Source organism: Sinomonas cyclohexanicum (assembly GCF_020886775.1).
Taxonomy (GTDB): domain Bacteria; phylum Actinomycetota; class Actinomycetes; order Actinomycetales; family Micrococcaceae; genus Sinomonas; species Sinomonas cyclohexanicum.
Genome location: NZ_AP024525.1, coordinates 738,975 through 756,349, shown reverse-complemented (window position 1 = coordinate 756,349; position 17,375 = coordinate 738,975). Strand labels below are relative to the sequence as shown.

Sequence of the window (17,375 nt, the reverse complement as noted above, 5' to 3'; positions counted from 1 at the left end):
TGACAAAGGACACAACTTCATGCCAAATCCTGTGACTAGGGCGGTCGCAGCACTTTCTGCTGCGGTCGTCCTTCCATCGATGGCTGCCTTCACGGCGTTGCCAGCCATGGCGGCAGACCTCGCGTCGCCTCAAGGCGGCGTCGTGATCAGCGAGGCGTACCTCTCCGGCGGCAGCGCCGGGGCCGCCTTCAAGAACAAGTTCGTCGAGCTCTACAACGCCTCCGCCCAGGACGTCGACCTGAGCACGTGGTCGCTCCAGTACCGCTCGGCGACCGGCACCGGGGCGTCCTCGACGACGGTCAGCCTCTCCGGCAAGACCATCAAGGCCGGCGGCCACCTGCTCGTCCAAGGTGGCCAGAACGGCGCGCCGAATCCGGCGGGCGCCGACCTTCCCGCAGCAGACGTCGTGGCTTCCGGCCTCAACCCATCCGGCACCACGGGCACCCTCATCCTTGCCCGCAAGGCCACCGCGCTCAGCCTGCCGACCGGCAGCCTGACCGGCAACTCCGACGTCGCCGACCTCCTCGGCTACGGCACCTCGAACACGTTCGAGACCAAGGCCGCCACCGCGCCGTCGGCCAACACCGACGTGCGCAGCCTCAACCGCACCGGCGGGAAGGACACCGACGACAACTCGGCGGACTTCACGCTCAGTGCGACCATCACGCCGCAGAACTCGGGCTCGACCGGCACGGACCCGGGGACGGGCACCGACCCCGGCACGGGCACCGACCCAGCGGGCCTGAAGACCATTGCCGAGATCCAGGGCACGGGCACCGCGAGCCCGCTGATCGGCCAGACCGTCACGACGCGCGGCAAGGTCACTGCGGCCTACGCCACCGGTGGGTTCAACGGCTACTACATCCAGACCCCGGGCTCGGGCGGGGCCCCCGCGGCGGAGCGCGCGTCGTCGGACGCGATCTTCATCTACTCGCCCTCCACCGTGGGCAGCGTGCACCGCGGCGATTACGTCGAGGTCACCGGCGCGGTCAGCGAGTACTTCGATCTGACCCAGATCTCCGTGGCCTCCGCTGGCGGGCTCAAGGTGCTCCCCGACGCGGCCCCCGAGGTCAAGCCCACCTCCTTCAGCCTGCCCCTCTCGGACACGGCGAAGGAGGCGCTCGAGGGCATGGTCGTGGCGCCCGAGGGTCCGTTCACCGTCACGGACAACTACTCGCTGAACCAGTACGGCGAGATCGGTCTGGCCGCGGGCACCTCCGCACTCGTGCAGCCGACGGCTGTCGCGGCCTACGGCTCTGACGCGTACAGCGCCGCGGTCGCCGACAACGCCGCGCGCAAAATCACCCTGGACGACGGCGCCTCGACCAACTTCATGTCGGCCGCCAACAAGTCCCAGCCGCTGCCCTACCTGACGACCGCTGACCCGGTTCGCGTGGGTTCCCCCACGACGTTCACGGGCGACGTGGTGTTCGACTACCGCAACAGCGCGTGGAAGCTCCAGCCGCTCGAGCAGCTCACGCCGTCGAACGCCGCCGTGGTCCAGCCCGCGCACTTCGAGAACACCCGCCAGGCGGCCCCCGCGAAGGTGGGCGGCAACCTGACGATGGCCACGTTCAATGTGCAGAACTACTTCCCGACCACGGGCGACACGCTCCAGGGCTGCACGTACTACACCGACCGCGCGGGGAACCCGATCACGGTGAACTCGGGCTGCGACGCGCGTGGCGCCGCGAACCAGGAGAACCTCCTGCGCCAGCAGGCCAAGATCGTCGCGGCGATCAACGCCTCCGGTGCGGACGTCATCTCGCTCGAGGAGATCGAGAACTCGTCCAAGTTCGGCAAGGACCGGGACTCGGCGCTCTCGATCCTCGTGGACGCGCTCAACGCCGCGACCCCGGACACGTGGGCGTTCGTCCCGAGCCCGGCCGTCGTCCCCGCGCAGGAGGACGTGATCCGCATGGCGTTCATCTACCGCAAGGCCGTCGCAGCGCCGGTGGGCGGCTCAGTGATCCTCGACGACGCCGCGTTCACGGGCATCGCACGCCAGCCGCTCGCCCAGGCGTTCAAGCCGGTCACCGGTGGAGACGACACGACGTTCCTCGCGATCGTGAACCACTTCAAGTCCAAGGGCTCGGCCGCGACACCGGATGACACGGACAAGGGCCAGGGTGCCTCGAACCTCGCCCGCACCCGCCAGGCGCAGGCGCTCGTGACGTTCGCCGAGACGATGAAGGCCACAGCGAAGACGGACAAGGTCCTGCTGGTCGGCGACTTCAACGCCTACCAGTTCGAGGATCCGATCAAGGTCCTCACGGACGCTGGTTACATCGACCAGGAGGCCCGCACGGGCAAGCACACGTACGCGTTCGGCGGCATGGTCGGGTCCCTCGACCACGTCCTCGCCTCCCCGGCCGCGGACGCGAAGGTCAGCGGTGCGGACGTCTGGAACATCAACGCCTACGAGTCGATCGCGCTCGAGTACAGCCGCTACAACTACAACGTCACGAACTACTACGTGGCGGACCAGTACCGCTCCTCCGATCACGACCCGTTCGTGCTCGGCATGAACCTCTCCCCGGCCCCGACCGAGGCGGACCTCCGGCTCGTGAACATCAACGACTTCCACGGCCGGATCGACGCCAACACCGTGAAGTTCGCGGGCACGGTCGAGCAGCTCAAGGCAGAGGCGCCCGGCGGCAACGCCCTGTTCCTGTCCGCGGGCGACAACATCGGCGCGTCCGTGTTCGCCTCGGCGAGCCAGGACGACCAGCCCACGCTCGACGTCCTCAACGCTCTCGAGGCCAAGGCCAGCGCGGTGGGCAACCACGAGTTCGACAAGGGCTTCGCGGACCTCACGGGCCGCGTCTCCTCGAGCGCGAAGTTCCCCTACCTCGGCGCCAACGTGTACCAGAAGGGCACGACGACGCCGGCCCTCCCCGAGTACACCGTGGTCCAGTCCGGCGGGCTCAAGGTCGCCGTGATCGGCGTCGTGACCCGGGAGACCCCGGCGCTCGTTTCGCCGGCCGGCGTGAGCTCGCTCGACTTCGGCGATCCGACGGACGCCGTCAACCGGGTGGCCGCGAAGATCAAGGCCGAGAACCTCGCCGACGTCATCGTGGCCGAGTACCACGAGGGTGCCGGTGCCGGCACGCCGGATGGTGCGACCCTCGAGGCGGAGATCGCCGCGGGCGGCCCGTTCGCGAAGCTCGTGACCGAGACGTCCTCCGACATCGCCGCGATCTTCACGGGCCACACGCACAAGGAGTACACGTGGGACGGGCCGGTCCCCGGCCAGCCCGGCAAGACCCGACCCGTCCTGCAGACCGGCAACTACGGTGAGAACGTGGGCCTGATCGACCTCACCGTCGATCTGAAGACCAAGCAGGTCACCAAGTACGCTCAGGCCAACGTCAAGCGCTCCACCGCGGGCGACGACGCTCTGGTCGCCGCATACCCGCGTGTCGCCACCGTCAAGGGCATCGTCGATGCGGCGCTCGCCAAGGCGAAGGAGATCGGCAGCCAGCCGATCGGCAAGGTGACGGCGGACATCACCACCGCGTTCTCCGGGGGCAAGCGCGACGACCGCGCGTCGTCGTCCACGCTCGGGGGCCTCGTGGCCGACTCGCTGCTGGCCACACTCAAGGACCCGACCCTCGGCGGCGCCGAGATCGGCGTCGTGAACCCGGGCGGCCTGCGCGCCGAGCTGTACTACGCCGACCCTTCCGACGCGTCGGGCACGATCACCTACGCCGAGGCCAATGCGGTCCTGCCGTTCGTGAACAACCTGTGGACCACCTCGCTCACCGGCGCCCAGGTCGAGACGATGCTCGAGCAGCAGTGGCAGCGTGACGACGCGGGCAACGTCCCGAGCCGTCCGTACCTCCAGCTGGGGACCTCGAAGAACCTCACCTACACGTTCGACTCGACCCGGCCCGAGGGCGACCGCATCACGTCGCTGCAGGTCAACGGGGCCCCGATCGATCCGCAGCGCTCGTACCGCGTGGGCACGTTCAGCTTCCTCGCAACCGGCGGGGACAACTTCCACGTCTTCACCCAGGGCGCCGACACCCGAGACTCGGGCCTGATCGACCGCGACGCGTGGATCTCGTACCTCACGGCGAACTCCCCGGTCTCCCCGGACTTCGCCAAGCGCAGCGCCGAGGTGCTCAACGCGCCGTCGGTCGTCGCCCCGGGCCAGCAGCTCTCGGTGACCGTCCAGGGCCTCGACCTGACCTCGCTGGGCAGCCCCATGAACACGCAGGTCTCGCTCACGTACTACCCGAAGGCGGGCGATCCGGTCCTCGTCAACACGTTCGGCGTGACCGGCGGCAAGGCGGTCCTGGACTTCACGGTCCCGGAGTTCCCGCAGGGCGGCACGTACGTGGTCTCGGCCCTCGAGTCGCACACGACCGTGACGCTGCCGATCACCGTCCCGGTAGTCGACCAGCCTCCGGTGGCGGCTTCCGCCCAGTGCAAGGCGCTCAGGAAGAACCTCGACGATCCGGGCAACCGGGCCGCGAAGGCGATCGAGGCGCTCACGAAGAACTACGCCACGCTGTGCGGCCAGTGATCCGTCACTGACCCCAGCCAGCTCGCGCACGACGGCGGCGGGAGGCTTCCCCACGGAAGCCACCCGCCGCTTCGCGTTCCCGGGTGTCGGACCGTGGGACTTGCGCGGTGGCCGATCGTGGCCTCACAATCATGTGCTAACAAACAGAACAGGGCCAGCGCCACCGCGCGGCCCGCCACACCACCAGATCGCGTTTCCGGAGGGGGAAGAAGCGCAAGTATGCTTGGAATGCGTATTCCAAGCAAGAGAGTCCGCCATGACCAACCACATCACCGTCTCCATCCCGCGCGCTGGCGTGCGCGATTCCCTCCTCAGCGCCGCGGAGGAAACGATCAGGCCCGTCGCCCTCGCCAATGGCCACGGGATCCTCGTGACACGCGTCAGCCATACCCACTACAGCGTCGCGGCTTCCCCCGCGGTGCCGGTGGGCGAGACCCACGAGGCCTGCCTCCTCTAGCCCTCAGGAGATGACCTTCAGGAGATGACCTCCGGGAGGCGACCTTCAGGAGATGACCCTCAGGATGTCCCGCGCGATGGCGTCTGCGTCGCGAAGGGTGCGCTGCGCGCTCGGGTAGGGGGCGCCGTCGTGCGCCTCGCCGGGCGCGGCGAACGGGTGTGCTTCGGCGGCGATCGCCGTGCCCCACTGCACCGCGGAAAGCTGCAGGCCGAGCACGTAGAGGCCTTCGACCGGCTGGCCGTTGACGTCCAGCGCGCGGTACGGCGGCGCGGACACGTCGAGGCCGGAGGCCGGCAGCGGCACACCGTCGGCGCCAGCGAGGAACCGCGGCCGCGCGAGGCCGTCCGCGAGCAGCCCCGCGACAAGCGGCGAGTCGGCGCGCGCGATGACGTTCGCCGGCGCGAGCGCCTCCACGAGCCACCGTGCCCGCACGTCCGGCCCGCCCACCCACGGCGAGGACGCGATGAACGCCGGCCCCTCCGGTCCCGTGCGGTCGATCGAGAAACGAGGTTCCGGCCCCACGGTGCTCACGACGCCGGCACGCACCAGCGCGGCCAGCTGGCGGATCCGCTCGGCGGGCGGACCGCTCGCGAGCCCCTCGACGAGGCCCTCGAACCAGCCGCGCAGGCCCGAGACCCATGAGGCCTCGGTGATCCCGCCGTCCGCGACGGCCTCCTTCAGCACGGCGCGGCCGCGGTGCAGGGCCGCGATGGCCATCTTGACCGGGTCGTCCTCCCCGCGGGCAGAGCCGGCGGCGTCCTCGTCCAGGTACGCCAGAACGCGGTCGTCGAGGTCCGCGCGGTCGCGGGCATGCCAGCCGGCCAGCGGCGCGCCGAGCGCACGGAGGTCGAGCCGCCGTGCAGGGACCACGCCGTCGTGCGCCGCCTTCGAGGCCTGCGGCTCCCAGCCGGGGCCCTCCACCGAGAGCGCCGCGGACAGCGCGCCCAGGAACCCCTCGGAAACGGCTGCGGGCTCGACGCGCGCGAGCGTCGCGTAGTACGCCCAGAGCGTGTCCCGGTGCAGGAGCGGCCAGAGGTCCTGATCGAAGGACGGCTGGATTCCTGCGCGCCTCGGGGCCAGCGCCGCCTCGCGCGTGAACCAGCGCAGCTGGATGGACGGCGCGTAGTAGGCGTCGAGTTCGGCCTTGCCGCGGTACGGGACGCCGCGACGCGACGCCGCGACGATGCGGGGCTCACGGCCCGACGGACTGTAGTCGAGGCGACCGTCCGGCCCCTCGGAGAACCGGCCGCCGCGGCCGATCGTGAGCGCGGCCATGACGTCGAAGAAGTTCAGGCCCATGCCGCGGACCAGGACGGTCTCGCCGGCGGGCAGCTGATCCCAGTCCACGTCCGCAGGCGCGGCGGGCGGGAGGTAGTGCAGGCCGAGCCGGCCGGCGGCGTCGGCGAGCGCATGCTGCTCACGGCCCAGCTGGGCCGGCACGTGGCCCAGGGCGAGCACGACGGCGTCCGCCTCCTGCGCGCGGCCGTTCGAGCATGTCACGGCGAACCCGTGAGGGGTCCGGCCCACGCGGGCGACCTCCGCGGCGACGTGGCGGACGGTGGCGCCGGGCGGAGCGGCGGCGAGCAGTGCGCCCCATGTGTCCGCGAGGTACCGGCCATAGAGGGCGCGGGGCGGGAAGTCGCGGGATTCGAGGCCCTTCAGCTCGGCCTGCTCCTCCGAGCCGAGCCCCGACGTCCCGTCCTCGATCGCCGCACGCTGCGCGGCGCGCCACTCGTCGAAGCTGCCGCCCGCAAGCGGGGCCGCGAGGCCGGGCTCGCTCGGGATGAGCGTGGGATAGAAGGACTGTGTGTTCATGAGGAACAGCCGCAGCTGCTCCGTACGCCAGACCTTGCCCGGGCCCGGGGCGTAGGGGTCGTAGACGGTGACCTCGAGGCGCGGAAGCCGAGGGGGCGACCCGGCGGTGTCGCGCGCAGCCTGGTCCACAGACTGCGCCGCGGCCCGCCCCGCGTACACCGCGAGGAGCCGCTCGACCGCCGAGGCACCGCGCGGGCCGCCGCCCACCACCGCCACGCGCAGCCTGCCTCCCCGAACCATAGGGTTGAGCTTAGTCCGCGGAGCGGTCGGCCAGTGGAGCGGAAAGCCCAGCGGAGCGAAGGCAGCAGAGTAGAGGGAACAGAGGGGCGCAGAGGAGGCAGGAGCGTGGAAAGATAGCGCCATGAGTGCCCAGTCGCCGGAGCCCGCCGCAGACACGACCACGCTCGCGCCGGTCTCCCCCGCTCCCGCGGACCAACCCGTCGACGAGAACATCTGGCTCGAGGACATCCACGGCCAGGACCAGCTCGCGTGGGTCCGCGAGCAGAACGCCCGGACCGAGGAACTGCTCGAGACCGGGGACTACCCCGAGCTCGAGGCCCGCATCCTCGAAGTCATGGACTCCACGGACCGCATCCCGATGGTGACCAAGCGCGGCGACTGGTACTACAACTTCTGGCGCGACGCCGAGCACCCCAAGGGCCTGTGGCGCCGCACCCGCTGGGAGTCCTATGTGACGGACGCGCCGGAGTGGGAGACCGTGCTTGATGTCGACGCGCTCGCCGCCGCCGAGGGCACCGAGTGGGTGTGGGGCGGGGCGGGCTTCCTGCGTCCGGCCGACGGCGTCTCGTGGCGCCGCTGCATGGTTCGGCTCTCCCCCGATGGCGGCGACGCGGCCGCCGTGCGCGAGTACGACGTCGAGGAGCGCGCCTTCATTGCCCCGGCCGAGGGCGGATTCGCGCTTCCCGCGGCCAAGGGCGGTGTGGACTGGCTCGACGCGGACACGCTCATCGTCTCCTCGACGCTCGGGGAGGACGCGGTGACAACGTCCTCGTACCCCCGGATCGTGCGGAAGCTGCCGCGCGGCACTGATCTCGCCGACGCCGAAGTGATCTACGAGGTCCCCGCCGAGCACATGATGGCTGGCGGCGGGTTCGACGATACCCCCGGGTTCGAGCGGCTCATCGTCAGCGACAGGATGAGCTTCTTCGACGTGCAGCACTCGGTGTGGCGCGACGGGGCGTGGGCGCCGATCCCCGTGCCCACCGACGTGGACGTGGACCTGCACCGCGAGTGGATCCTGTTCCGGCCGCAGCGGGAATGGGCCCTCGAGGGCACTGATGGGACCGGGACCGTGTTCCCGGGAGGCTCGCTGCTCGTGGCCGACTTCGAGGCCTTCATGGGCGGCTCCCGCTCGGTGACCGTGCTGTTCGCGCCCGACGAGCACACCTCGCTGCAGTCGTGGTCCTGGACCAAGAGCCACCTCATGCTCAACCTCCTGCGGGACGTCTCCTCGGAGATCCGGATCCTCACGCCGGCCGTGGCGGGACCCGACGGAGCGCACGACGGCGCGTGGTCGCAGTCCGTGCTCGACGCGTGCCCGCCGCTGCATCTCGTCGAGAGCTACGCCGTGGACGACGAGGACCCGGAGGCCGGGGACGACTACTGGCTGGTCGTGACCGGCTTCCTCACCCCCGCCACCCTCCTGCGCGGCACCCTCGGTGGGGGCCATGCGGACGTCAAGCGCGCGCCGTCGTTCTTCGACGAATCCCGGTTCGAGGTCGAGCAGCACTTCGCCACCTCCGCAGACGGCACCCGGGTGCCGTACTTCCAGATCGGGCCCAAGGACCTCGAGCTGGACGGCACCGCGCCCACGCAGCTCTCCGGCTACGGCGGCTTCGAGATTGCCCGGACGCCGGCGTACTCCGGGACCGTGGGGCGGTCGTGGCTCGAGAAGGGCGGCGTGTACGTCGTCGCGAACATCCGCGGCGGCGGCGAGTACGGCCCCGCGTGGCACCAGGCCGCACTCAAGGCCAACCGACACCGCGCGTACGAGGACTTCGCCGCGGTGGCGCGGGACCTCATCCGGCGGGATGTCACCTCACCGCAGCACCTCGGCTGCTCGGGCGGGTCCAACGGCGGGCTCCTCGTGGGGAACATGCTGGTCCACTACCCCGAGCTTTTCGGCGCGATCTCCTGCGGCGTGCCGCTGCTGGACATGCGCCGGTACACGAAGCTCTCCGCGGGGTACTCGTGGATCGCGGAGTACGGCGACCCGGACAATCCCGAGGAATGGGAATTCATCAAGACGTTCTCCCCGTACCACCTGCTCCACGACGGCGTGGAGTATCCGGACACGTTCATCTGGACGGCGACCTCGGATGACAGGGTCGGGCCGGTGCAGGCGCGGAAGATGGCCGCCCGGATGGAGGCCATGGGGATCCCCAACGTGTGGTTCCACGAAGCCCTCGAGGGCGGGCACGCCGGCGCGAGCGACAACCGGCAGGCGGCAGCCCTGCAGGCCCGGAGCCAGAGCTTCCTGTGGCGGGCGCTGACGGGGACGCTCCGCTGACCTTGAGACTCGGAAGGCGCTTTTGCGCTCCCCCATGGTTCTCGGTACGCTTGTCAGGCTGGCGACAGCAAGGAGACGTGCCAGAGCGGCCGAATGGACTTCACTGCTAATGAAGGGTCCGGGGAAACTTGGACCGGGGGTTCAAATCCCCCCGTCTCCGCCACGTGAAAACGAGGAACGCCCCCGGTCTCTGACCGGGGGCGTTCCTCGTTGCTTGCGGCCACCTGGCCCTCCCAGCGCCGGGCCTTCAGTGCCGGGTCTTGAGCCAGAACACGACGCCGCCCGTGAGGGCGAGGGCGATCATGATGCCCCACGCGAGCGGGCCGGGCGCGCCCACGGATGCCTGGACAGCGGGCTGGGTGTCAGCGCGGACCGCGGGGTCCTCACGGGGGGGCCCGGCCGCCCCCGGGGCGGCGGCCGTGGCGTTCGGGGGAACCGACTGCTCCGACTGGATGCCTGGCGGCGACGGGATCGCGAGGCCCTGGTCGTGCGGCGCTGCGGCCTGCGCCGGCGCGGGGGGCTCTGGCGCGGCGAGGCACGGGTCCACGGTGAACGTGTGGGTCCACTGGGCGGGGCCAACCAACGCGTACCCTGGCCGGGCGACCGCCACGACTGTCACAGTCCCCGTGGCCACGTTGGCCCCCGGGGCCAGGACCGTTCCCCCGGCGCGGTAGTCCACCCCGATGACTCTTGGCACCTGGACCACGTCCCGCTCGGCGCCGCAGGGGTCCACGAACCCCGGCGCGTCGGGGGCGACCGAGACCGTGCACGCGTCGCGGAGGCTCGCGGGCGCCGAACTGGCGAGGGGCGCGCCGCTGGCCGGGTCGGCCACGCTCGCCGTATAGTCGTGGCCCGTGGAGAGCGGGATCGTCAGGTCCGCGGACCCGACGAACGTCCCGGACGCGGCCACCTGACCCGACTCGTCAGCGACCCGATGGGCGAGCGTCACGCCCGCGTCGGTCCTCGCCACAAGTCTCGCCGTGTCGCAGTCGGCGCGCTCGAGGCTCACCTGAGCCGCACGAGGCGCGGCGGCTGGCGCCTTCGAGGACGGGGCCGGACTCGGAGTGGGCGTGGCCGGATCGGAGGCGCTCGGCACCGCCGGGGACGCCGCGGCTGGCCCGGCGTCCTGGACGAGGACCGCCGAGAGGAAGAGGCCCACTGCACCCACCAAGGCGGCAAGCATCGCCAAGCGTCGGGCGATCGGTGGGGCCAATAGGCTCACGAGGGCCCTTCCTGGCTGTCACGGGCAGTGGTCCACACCCACCCTACCGAAACGTGATCATTCCGTGATCATTTCGTGACGTGTCGTGCGTCACACACTCACTATCCGGCCTGTGCCAGCGCGATCGGCAGGACGGACCCGGCGCCGTGCCTGCGCAGCAGCCGCCCGGCAACGGTGATCGTCCACCGGCTGTCCACGAGGTCGTCCACCAACAGGATGGGCTGTCCCTCCGCATCGGCGAGCGCGGCGCGGAGGTCGGGGCCGACGTCGAACGCGGCCCAGACCCCGGCGAGCCGGAAGGCGCTGTTGCCCCCGCCCTGCCCGGGGCGCGCGGCCTCGGTCCGCTCGAGCGCGCCGAGGTACGGCAGCCGGCCCACCTGGGCGATGCCCCGCGCGAGCGAATCGACAAGCTGTGGGCGTGTCGCCGACGGGACGCTCACGACGGCGGCCGGCCGCCCTGCACCGCTCCACGCGCCCGCCGCCGCATCGCCACGGGCCCACGAGGACAGCAGCTCCACGCAGGCCCTCGCCAGCGCGGGCGGGACCTCCGTGTCCGGCGCGCCGGCGGCGAAGAGCTCGCGCAGGGGCCCGCCGTAGCCGAGGTCCGTGAGGCGGCCGAGCGCCCTCCCCTCGGCGAGCTGCTCATCCGCGGGGATCCTGCCCCTGACCGAGACGCCGAGCTTGTCCATGCCCGAGGGCCACTGGGCACGGGCCTCGATCGGGATGCCGGGGTGGCGCAGCTGCGTCCCGGCGCGGTCGAGGAGCCCGGGGTCGACGCTGTCAGGAAACCAGCGGCCCGCGCAGTTGTCGCACCGCCCGCACGGGGCGGCGGTCTCGTCGTCCAGCACGCTCGTGATGTATTCCATGCGGCATCCGGCCGTCTCCTCGTACACGACCATCGAGTCCTGCTCGGCAACGCGGGCCTCGGCGATGCGGGCGTACCGCTCGGCGTCGTACTCCCAGGGCAGGCCGGTGGCCTGCCACCCGCCGCCCACGCGCTCCACCGCGCCGTCCACCGCGAGGACCTTGAGGAGCAGCTCGAGCTGGGTGCGCCGCAGCTCGACGAGGGACTCGAGTGCCACCGTGGACAGGGCCCGCCCCGACTCCTGAAGCGCCGCGATGACGGCGTGCGCCTTGGCCTCGTCCGGCATCGAGGCGGTGGCGAAGTACCGCCAGATATCGCGGTCCTCGGGCCCGGGCAGCAGCAGCACGTCGGCGTTCGCGGCGCCGCGGCCCGCGCGGCCGACCTGCTGGTAGTACGCGACGGGGCTCGACGGGGCGCCGAGGTGCACGACGAAGCCCAGGTCCGGCTTGTCGAAGCCCATCCCGAGCGCGCTCGTGGCCACGAGGGCCTTCACCTCGTTGTCCTTGAGCAGCTGCTCGGCCCGCTCCCTGTCCTCGGTGTCCGTCTTGCCGGTGTACGCGAGAACTCGGTGGCCCGCCTCGGAGAGGATCCGGGCGGTGTCCTCCGCCGCGGAGACCGTCAGCGTGTAGATGATGCCGCTTCCCGGCAGTTCCTCGAGATGGGCGAGAAGCCACGCGAGACGGTGGCCCGCATCCGGCAGGCGCAGGACGCCGAGGCGCAGCGACTCCCGCCCCAGGGCGCCCCGCAGGGTCAGGACACCCGCGCCGAGCTGCTCCTCGATGTCGCGTACCACCCGGGCGTTGGCCGTCGCGGTGGTCGCGAGGACCGGGACGGAGGCCGGGAGCTCCCCGATGAGCGAGGCGATGCGCCGGTAGTCCGGCCGGAAGTCGTGGCCCCAGTCGGAGATGCAGTGTGCCTCGTCCACGACGAGCAGCCCGGTCCGGGCCAGCAGCTCGGGCAGGTGCTGCTCGCGGAACCCGGGGTTCGTGAGCCGCTCCGGCGAGATCAGCACCACGTCCGCGGCGTCCGCCTCGAGCGCGGCGTGCACCTCATCCCACTCGAGCCGGTTCGCGGAGTTGATCGCGACGGCGCGCACGCCCGCCCGGGCGGCCGCAGCCACCTGGTCCCGCATGAGCGCCAGGAGAGGCGAGACGATCAGCGTCGGCCCGGCCCCCCGGGCCCGCAGCAGCAGGGACGCGACGAAGTACACAGCGGACTTTCCCCAGCCCGTGCGCTGGACCACGAGCGCGCGCCGGTGATCGGCCACGAGCGCCTCGATGGCCTCGAACTGGCCCGGGTGGAACGCTGCGTCCTCCCGGCCCACGAGGCTGCGCAGAACCGTCAGGGCCTCGCCCCGGAGCCCTCCGTGCGCGTCATGCGGAAGGCCCCGCGCGCCGTCGTGCGTCACGTCACGATCCGTCACAATTTCCGCTGAATGGATGTTTTCCCTCGTGCTCCCGGCCATGCATCAAGTATGGCGGTGACGTCTGACACTCTTCGCAGACCCGGAAGCCCGCAGCCCGTTACCTTAGTGATATCTCAGTGCCAAGAGAAGGAACGTGACATGACGGCAACGGTGCCGCCCCTTACTGACGCCCAGACCCAAGTCTCCCAGCAGGCCGTCCAGCCAGCAGAGCAGCCCGCCCGCAAGAGCGCGGGCCACGTGATCGTCGACTCGCTTGCAGCCCACGGCGTGAAGCGGACCTACGTGGTCCCGGGCGAGTCGTACCTGGACGTCCTGGACGGGGCTCTACCGCTCCGACATCGAGACGGTGGTGTGCCGCCACGAGGGCGGCGCCGCCTACATGGCCGAGGCCGACGGCAAGATGAACCAGCTCCCCGGCATCGCCATGGTCACCCGCGGCCCCGGCGCCGCCAACGCCCATGTGGGCCTCCACACCGCGTGGCAGGACTCGACGCCGCTCGTGCTCTTCGTGGGCCTCATCCCGTTCGCGCACCGCGGCCGCGAGGCGTTCCAGGAGTTCGACATCAAGTCGTGGTTCGACACCGGCGCCAAGCGCGTCATGGTGCTCGACGCCGCCGAGCGTGCCTCCGAGGTCGTGGCCGAGGCCATGTTCTCCGCCATGAGCGGCCGCCCCGGTCCCGTCGTGGTGGGCCTGCCCGAGGACATCATCCAGGAGGAGATCGACGCGACGCTCCACCCCGTCATCCCGGTCGCCGAGGGCGGCATGACCGTCACGGACTGGAAGGCGCTCAAGGCCGCGCTGAGCGAGGCGGAGAAGCCGCTGTTCGTGGTCGGCGGGAACGACTGGACCCAGCAGGGCGCCACCGCCCTGACGAACTGGCTCGAGGACCACCACATCCCCGCCGCCGCCGAGTGGCGCTGCGAGGGCACCATCCCGTTCGACTCGCCCTCCTACGTGGGCCCCATCGGCTACGGCCGCCCGAAGCCGACCTACAACCTCCTCGAGGAGACCGACCTCCTCGTGTTCGTCGGCACCGTCCCCGGCGACGTCATCACCGACGGCTACCTCGCCCGCCAGGACTGGAGCAAGAAGAACTTCCTCGTGACGATCGACCCGTCGCTGCGCGGCCGCTCCGGGCCCGTCTCCCACCAGATCGTCGCCAAGCCGGACTCGTTCATCCGCGACCTGACCCTCATGAACCTGCCGGTGCGCCAGGAATGGAAGGCCTGGACCGAGCGCATGCGCGGCGAGCAGGAGAAGTTCTCCACTCCGCCGGAGGCCACCCCGTCCGAGGGCCAGGCCCGCATGGACACGCTCATGGCCAACCTCGTCGCCTCGTTGCCCGAGGACGCCATGGTGACGCTCGGCGCCGGCGAGCACACCAACTGGGCGCACCGCTACTTCCCGACCCAGCGCTACGCGTCGATGATCTCGGCGCGCAACGGCTCGATGGGCTACTCGGTCCCGTCAGCGATCGCGGCCTCGCTCGCCTACCCGGGCCGCCGCGTCGTCACGATCGCCGGCGACGGCGAGTTCCTCATGAACGGCCAGGAGCTCGCGACCGCCGCGCAGTACGGCGCGACGCCCCTCGTCGTGGTCATGGACAACCAGGAGTACGGCACGATCCGCTCCCACCAGGAGCGCCACTACCCGCACCGCATCTCCGGCACGCAGCTGAAGAACCCGGACTTCGCGCTCATGGCGCAGGCGTTCGGCGGGTTCGGCGTGCGCGTCGAGAAGGACGCCGACGTGCCCGGCGCCCTCGAGGCCGCCCTCCGCGATCGACGAGGACAAGACGTTCGCCCTCATCCACCTCGTCGTGGAGCAGCGCGTCAAGGCGTACTGACCTTCGCGCCTGCCGCGCACACCGTCGCGCGAAATGGTGGGTTGAGCAGGGTCCCCGGCCCCCGCACCATGCTCAACCCACCAGTTCCGCGGGAGTGACCACACGCACGACGGCGCGTTCCCCGCTCAGGCGGAGGACGCGCCGTCGTGCGTCTCCGCGAGGAGTCACCTACGACGCATCCAGGAGTCACCGTGACTCCTCGGGTTCGCGGAAGTGGCTCCTCGACGAGGCCGGGCGCCTACGCTCCGAAGCGACCGCGATTCTCGCGCGGGATGAGCGGCTTCTCGGCGCGGGCGCGGATCTGCTGGACGGCCCACGTGTTGCCGTCGGGGTCGGAGAAGCCGAAGAAGGTGCCGCCGTCGTCCGGCGAGAAGACCATGAGCTCGGAGCACTCGACGCCTCGGGCTGTCAGCTCCGCACGGGCGGCCTCTGCGTCCGCGACGACGAGCTGGAGGCCCTTGATCGAGCCGGGTTCCATCTCACGCTGGGCGGGCAGGTCGCCGAACACGATCGAGCAGCCGGAGCCCTCGGGAGTGAGCTGGACGACGTGCATGTGCTCGTTCGTGGTGTCGTGGTCGAGGTGGAAGCCGACCTTGTCGCGGTAGAACTCGATGGAGCGGTCGATGTCGGAGACGGGCAGGATGACAACTTCGAGGGTCCAGTCCATGAGGCCAAACTAGGCGCGGTTTCGGCCGCCTTCAACGGCCGGCGCCAGGACTGTCGGGGCCCGGACGTAGAATCGAGCCCGTGACCAGCAACGTGAACGCACCCGAAGCCGCCGGCCGAGCCACTCCCGACCTCTCCGCCTCATTCAAGGCGTACGACGTGCGCGGGATCGTCGGTGAGACCATCGACGCCCGGATCGTCGAGGCCGTCGGCGCGGCATTCGTGGACGTGCTGGGCCTCGCCGGCCAGCGCGTGCTCGTGGGGGGCGACATGCGCCCCTCGTCGCCCGAATTCATCGACGCGTTCGCGAAGGGCGCCGCGGCACGCGGCGGCAACGTCGAGACGCTCGGCCTCATCTCGACCGATGAGCTCTACTACGCGTGCGGGGCCCTCGATGCAGCCGGCGCGACGTTCACGGCGAGCCACAACCCGGCCCAGTACAACGGCATCAAGATGGCCAAGCCCGGCGCGCAGCCCGTGTCGTCCGAGACGGGCCTGAAGGAGATCCAGGCTGCGGCCGAGGCGTATCTCGCCGGCGGACAGAAGGGCGTGCAGGCCGTGGGCCACCCCGGGACGATCAGTGCCCGGGACATCCTGGCCGACTACGCCGCCTACCTGCGGCAGCTCGTGGACCTGTCCGGGATCCGGCCGCTCAAGGTCGTGGTGGACGCCGGCAACGGCATGGCCGGCATGACCACCCCGGCGGTGCTCGGCGACCAGCTCCTGCCCGGCCTCCCGCTGGAGATCGTGCCGCTGTACTTCGAGCTGGACGGCACATTCCCGAACCACCCGGCGAACCCGCTCGAGCCGGAGAACCTGCGCGACCTGCAGAAGGCGGTCCTCGAGCACGGGGCGGACATCGGCCTCGCGTTCGACGGCGACGCGGACCGCTGCTTCGTGATCGACGAGAAGGGCGAGCCTGTCTCGCCGTCGGCCATCACGGGCCTCGTGGCTCGCCGCGAGATTGCCCGCGCGAAGGCCGCCGGCGAGGCCGAACCGGTGGTCATCCACAACCTCATCACGTCCCGCGCCGTCCCGGAGCTCGTCCAGCACGACGGCGGCCGGCCGGTCCGCACGCGCGTGGGCCACTCGTTCATCAAGGCCGTCATGGCCGAGGAGGGCGCGGTGTTCGGCGGCGAGCACTCCGCGCACTACTACTTCCGCGACTTCTGGAACGCGGACACGGGCATGCTCGCGGCCATGCACGTCCTTGCGGCCCTCGGCGGCCAGGAGGCCCCGCTGTCCGAGCTCGGCGCCGAGTACGAGCCCTACGTCTCCTCCGGCGAGATCAACTCCGAGATCGAGGACAAGGCCGCCGCCGTGGCCCGTGTGCGCGAGGAGTACGAGGGCGACGACGTGGCCATCGACGAGCTCGACGGCACCACGTTCTCCGCCGCGGACGGCACCTGGTGGTTCAACCTGCGCCCGTCCAACACGGAGCCGTTCCTGCGGTTCAACGGCGAGGCCAAGGACCGCGAGACGCTCGAGTCTCTGTGCGACAACGTGCTCGCGATCGTGCGGGCGTGAGCATGGCGGAGGAGGTTCCGCAGGGGACGCAGCAGACCCAGCTGCGCGAGGTCCTCGGCACGGCCCTCGGGCTCGCGCAGGAGCACCTCGAGCAGAACGGCGGCTTCCTCCCGTTCGGCGTGACGATGGATCACGGCGGCGAGCTGCGGCTCGTGATGGTGACCCCGCCCGAGCCCGACCCCCAGACGGACGACACGGAGGGAGAGTACGACGCCGAGTCGATGATGGCGGACGTGCTCGAGCTCCTGCGGCAGGGCCGCGACGGGTACCGGGCCGTCGCCTTCGCCTCGGACGTGCACCTGCCCGAGCACCCGGCCGCGAGCGGCGCGGCCGGCTCTGACGCGATCCACGGCGCGGCCGAGCATTCCAGCGGCGGGGTGATGGCCGCCGTCGTGCCCTACGAGCTGACCGCGGAGGGCTACGTGTTCAGCCCGCTCGAGGCGGACGGGCACGAGGCGACGGTCTTCACCCGCTGACCCCTTCCGTCTG

The 17,375-nt window shown here is 71.1% G+C and carries 9 protein-coding genes, 1 tRNA gene and 1 pseudogene; 7 read left to right on the top strand and 4 right to left on the bottom strand.

The window, feature by feature from the left end:
- Positions 1-79 precede the first annotated feature (79 nt).
- Both SCMU_RS03640 and SCMU_RS03635 read left to right on the top strand, forming a co-directional pair.
- Positions 80-4,531 (top strand): ExeM/NucH family extracellular endonuclease, encoded by a 4,452-nt coding sequence (locus SCMU_RS03640; protein ID WP_229231651.1) that lies wholly within the window; start codon positions 80-82, stop codon positions 4,529-4,531.
- A 256-nt stretch (positions 4,532-4,787) separates the two neighbouring features.
- The gene (locus tag SCMU_RS03635; protein WP_229231650.1) at positions 4,788-4,988 is read left to right on the top strand and encodes a hypothetical protein; all 201 of its coding nucleotides are present in this window, start codon (positions 4,788-4,790) and stop codon (positions 4,986-4,988) included.
- 45 nt (positions 4,989-5,033) lie between these two features.
- Here SCMU_RS03635 and SCMU_RS03630 read toward each other — a convergent pair whose 3' ends face one another.
- Positions 5,034-7,043 carry an FAD/NAD(P)-binding protein gene (locus SCMU_RS03630; RefSeq protein WP_229231649.1) on the bottom strand — a complete coding sequence of 670 codons (2,010 nt, stop codon included), beginning with the start codon at positions 7,041-7,043 and terminating at the stop codon, positions 5,034-5,036.
- A 121-nt stretch (positions 7,044-7,164) separates the two neighbouring features.
- Here SCMU_RS03630 and SCMU_RS03625 point away from each other — a divergent pair, with 121 nt between their 5' ends.
- Together SCMU_RS03625 and SCMU_RS03620 are read left to right on the top strand one after the other, a co-directional pair.
- Complete coding sequence (locus tag SCMU_RS03625) at positions 7,165-9,333, top strand: prolyl oligopeptidase family serine peptidase (protein WP_229231648.1); 2,169 nt, start codon at positions 7,165-7,167, stop codon at positions 9,331-9,333.
- Positions 9,334-9,404: 71 nt separating this feature from the next.
- Positions 9,405-9,496: transfer RNA gene (locus tag SCMU_RS03620), tRNA-Ser, on the top strand.
- 84 nt (positions 9,497-9,580) lie between these two features.
- Here the strand turns inward: SCMU_RS03620 and SCMU_RS03615 are convergent.
- Both SCMU_RS03615 and SCMU_RS03610 read right to left on the bottom strand, forming a co-directional pair.
- Positions 9,581-10,504: a hypothetical protein gene (locus SCMU_RS03615; RefSeq protein ID WP_229231647.1), complete on the bottom strand. Its 924-nt coding sequence runs from the start codon at positions 10,502-10,504 to the stop codon at positions 9,581-9,583.
- Positions 10,505-10,656: 152 nt separating this feature from the next.
- Complete coding sequence (locus SCMU_RS03610; protein ID WP_229231646.1) at positions 10,657-12,828, bottom strand: RecQ family ATP-dependent DNA helicase; 2,172 nt, start codon at positions 12,826-12,828, stop codon at positions 10,657-10,659.
- Positions 12,829-12,984: 156 nt separating this feature from the next.
- Here SCMU_RS03610 and SCMU_RS03605 point away from each other — a divergent pair.
- A pseudogene (locus SCMU_RS03605) lies at positions 12,985-14,693 on the top strand (thiamine pyrophosphate-dependent enzyme).
- 238 nt (positions 14,694-14,931) lie between these two features.
- Here SCMU_RS03605 and SCMU_RS03600 read toward each other — a convergent pair.
- Positions 14,932-15,360: a VOC family protein gene (locus SCMU_RS03600; RefSeq protein WP_229231643.1), complete on the bottom strand. Its 429-nt coding sequence runs from the start codon at positions 15,358-15,360 to the stop codon at positions 14,932-14,934.
- Positions 15,361-15,440: 80 nt separating this feature from the next.
- Here SCMU_RS03600 and SCMU_RS03595 point away from each other — a divergent pair, with 80 nt between their 5' ends.
- Entirely contained in the window at positions 15,441-16,886 is a 1,446-nt protein-coding gene (locus tag SCMU_RS03595) for a phosphomannomutase/phosphoglucomutase (RefSeq protein WP_229231641.1), read from the top strand.
- A gap of 2 nt (positions 16,887-16,888) precedes the next feature.
- Positions 16,889-17,362, top strand: a complete 474-nt coding sequence (locus SCMU_RS03590; RefSeq protein ID WP_443020263.1) for a hypothetical protein — start codon at positions 16,889-16,891, stop codon at positions 17,360-17,362.
- The last annotated feature ends 13 nt before the right edge of the window (positions 17,363-17,375 follow it).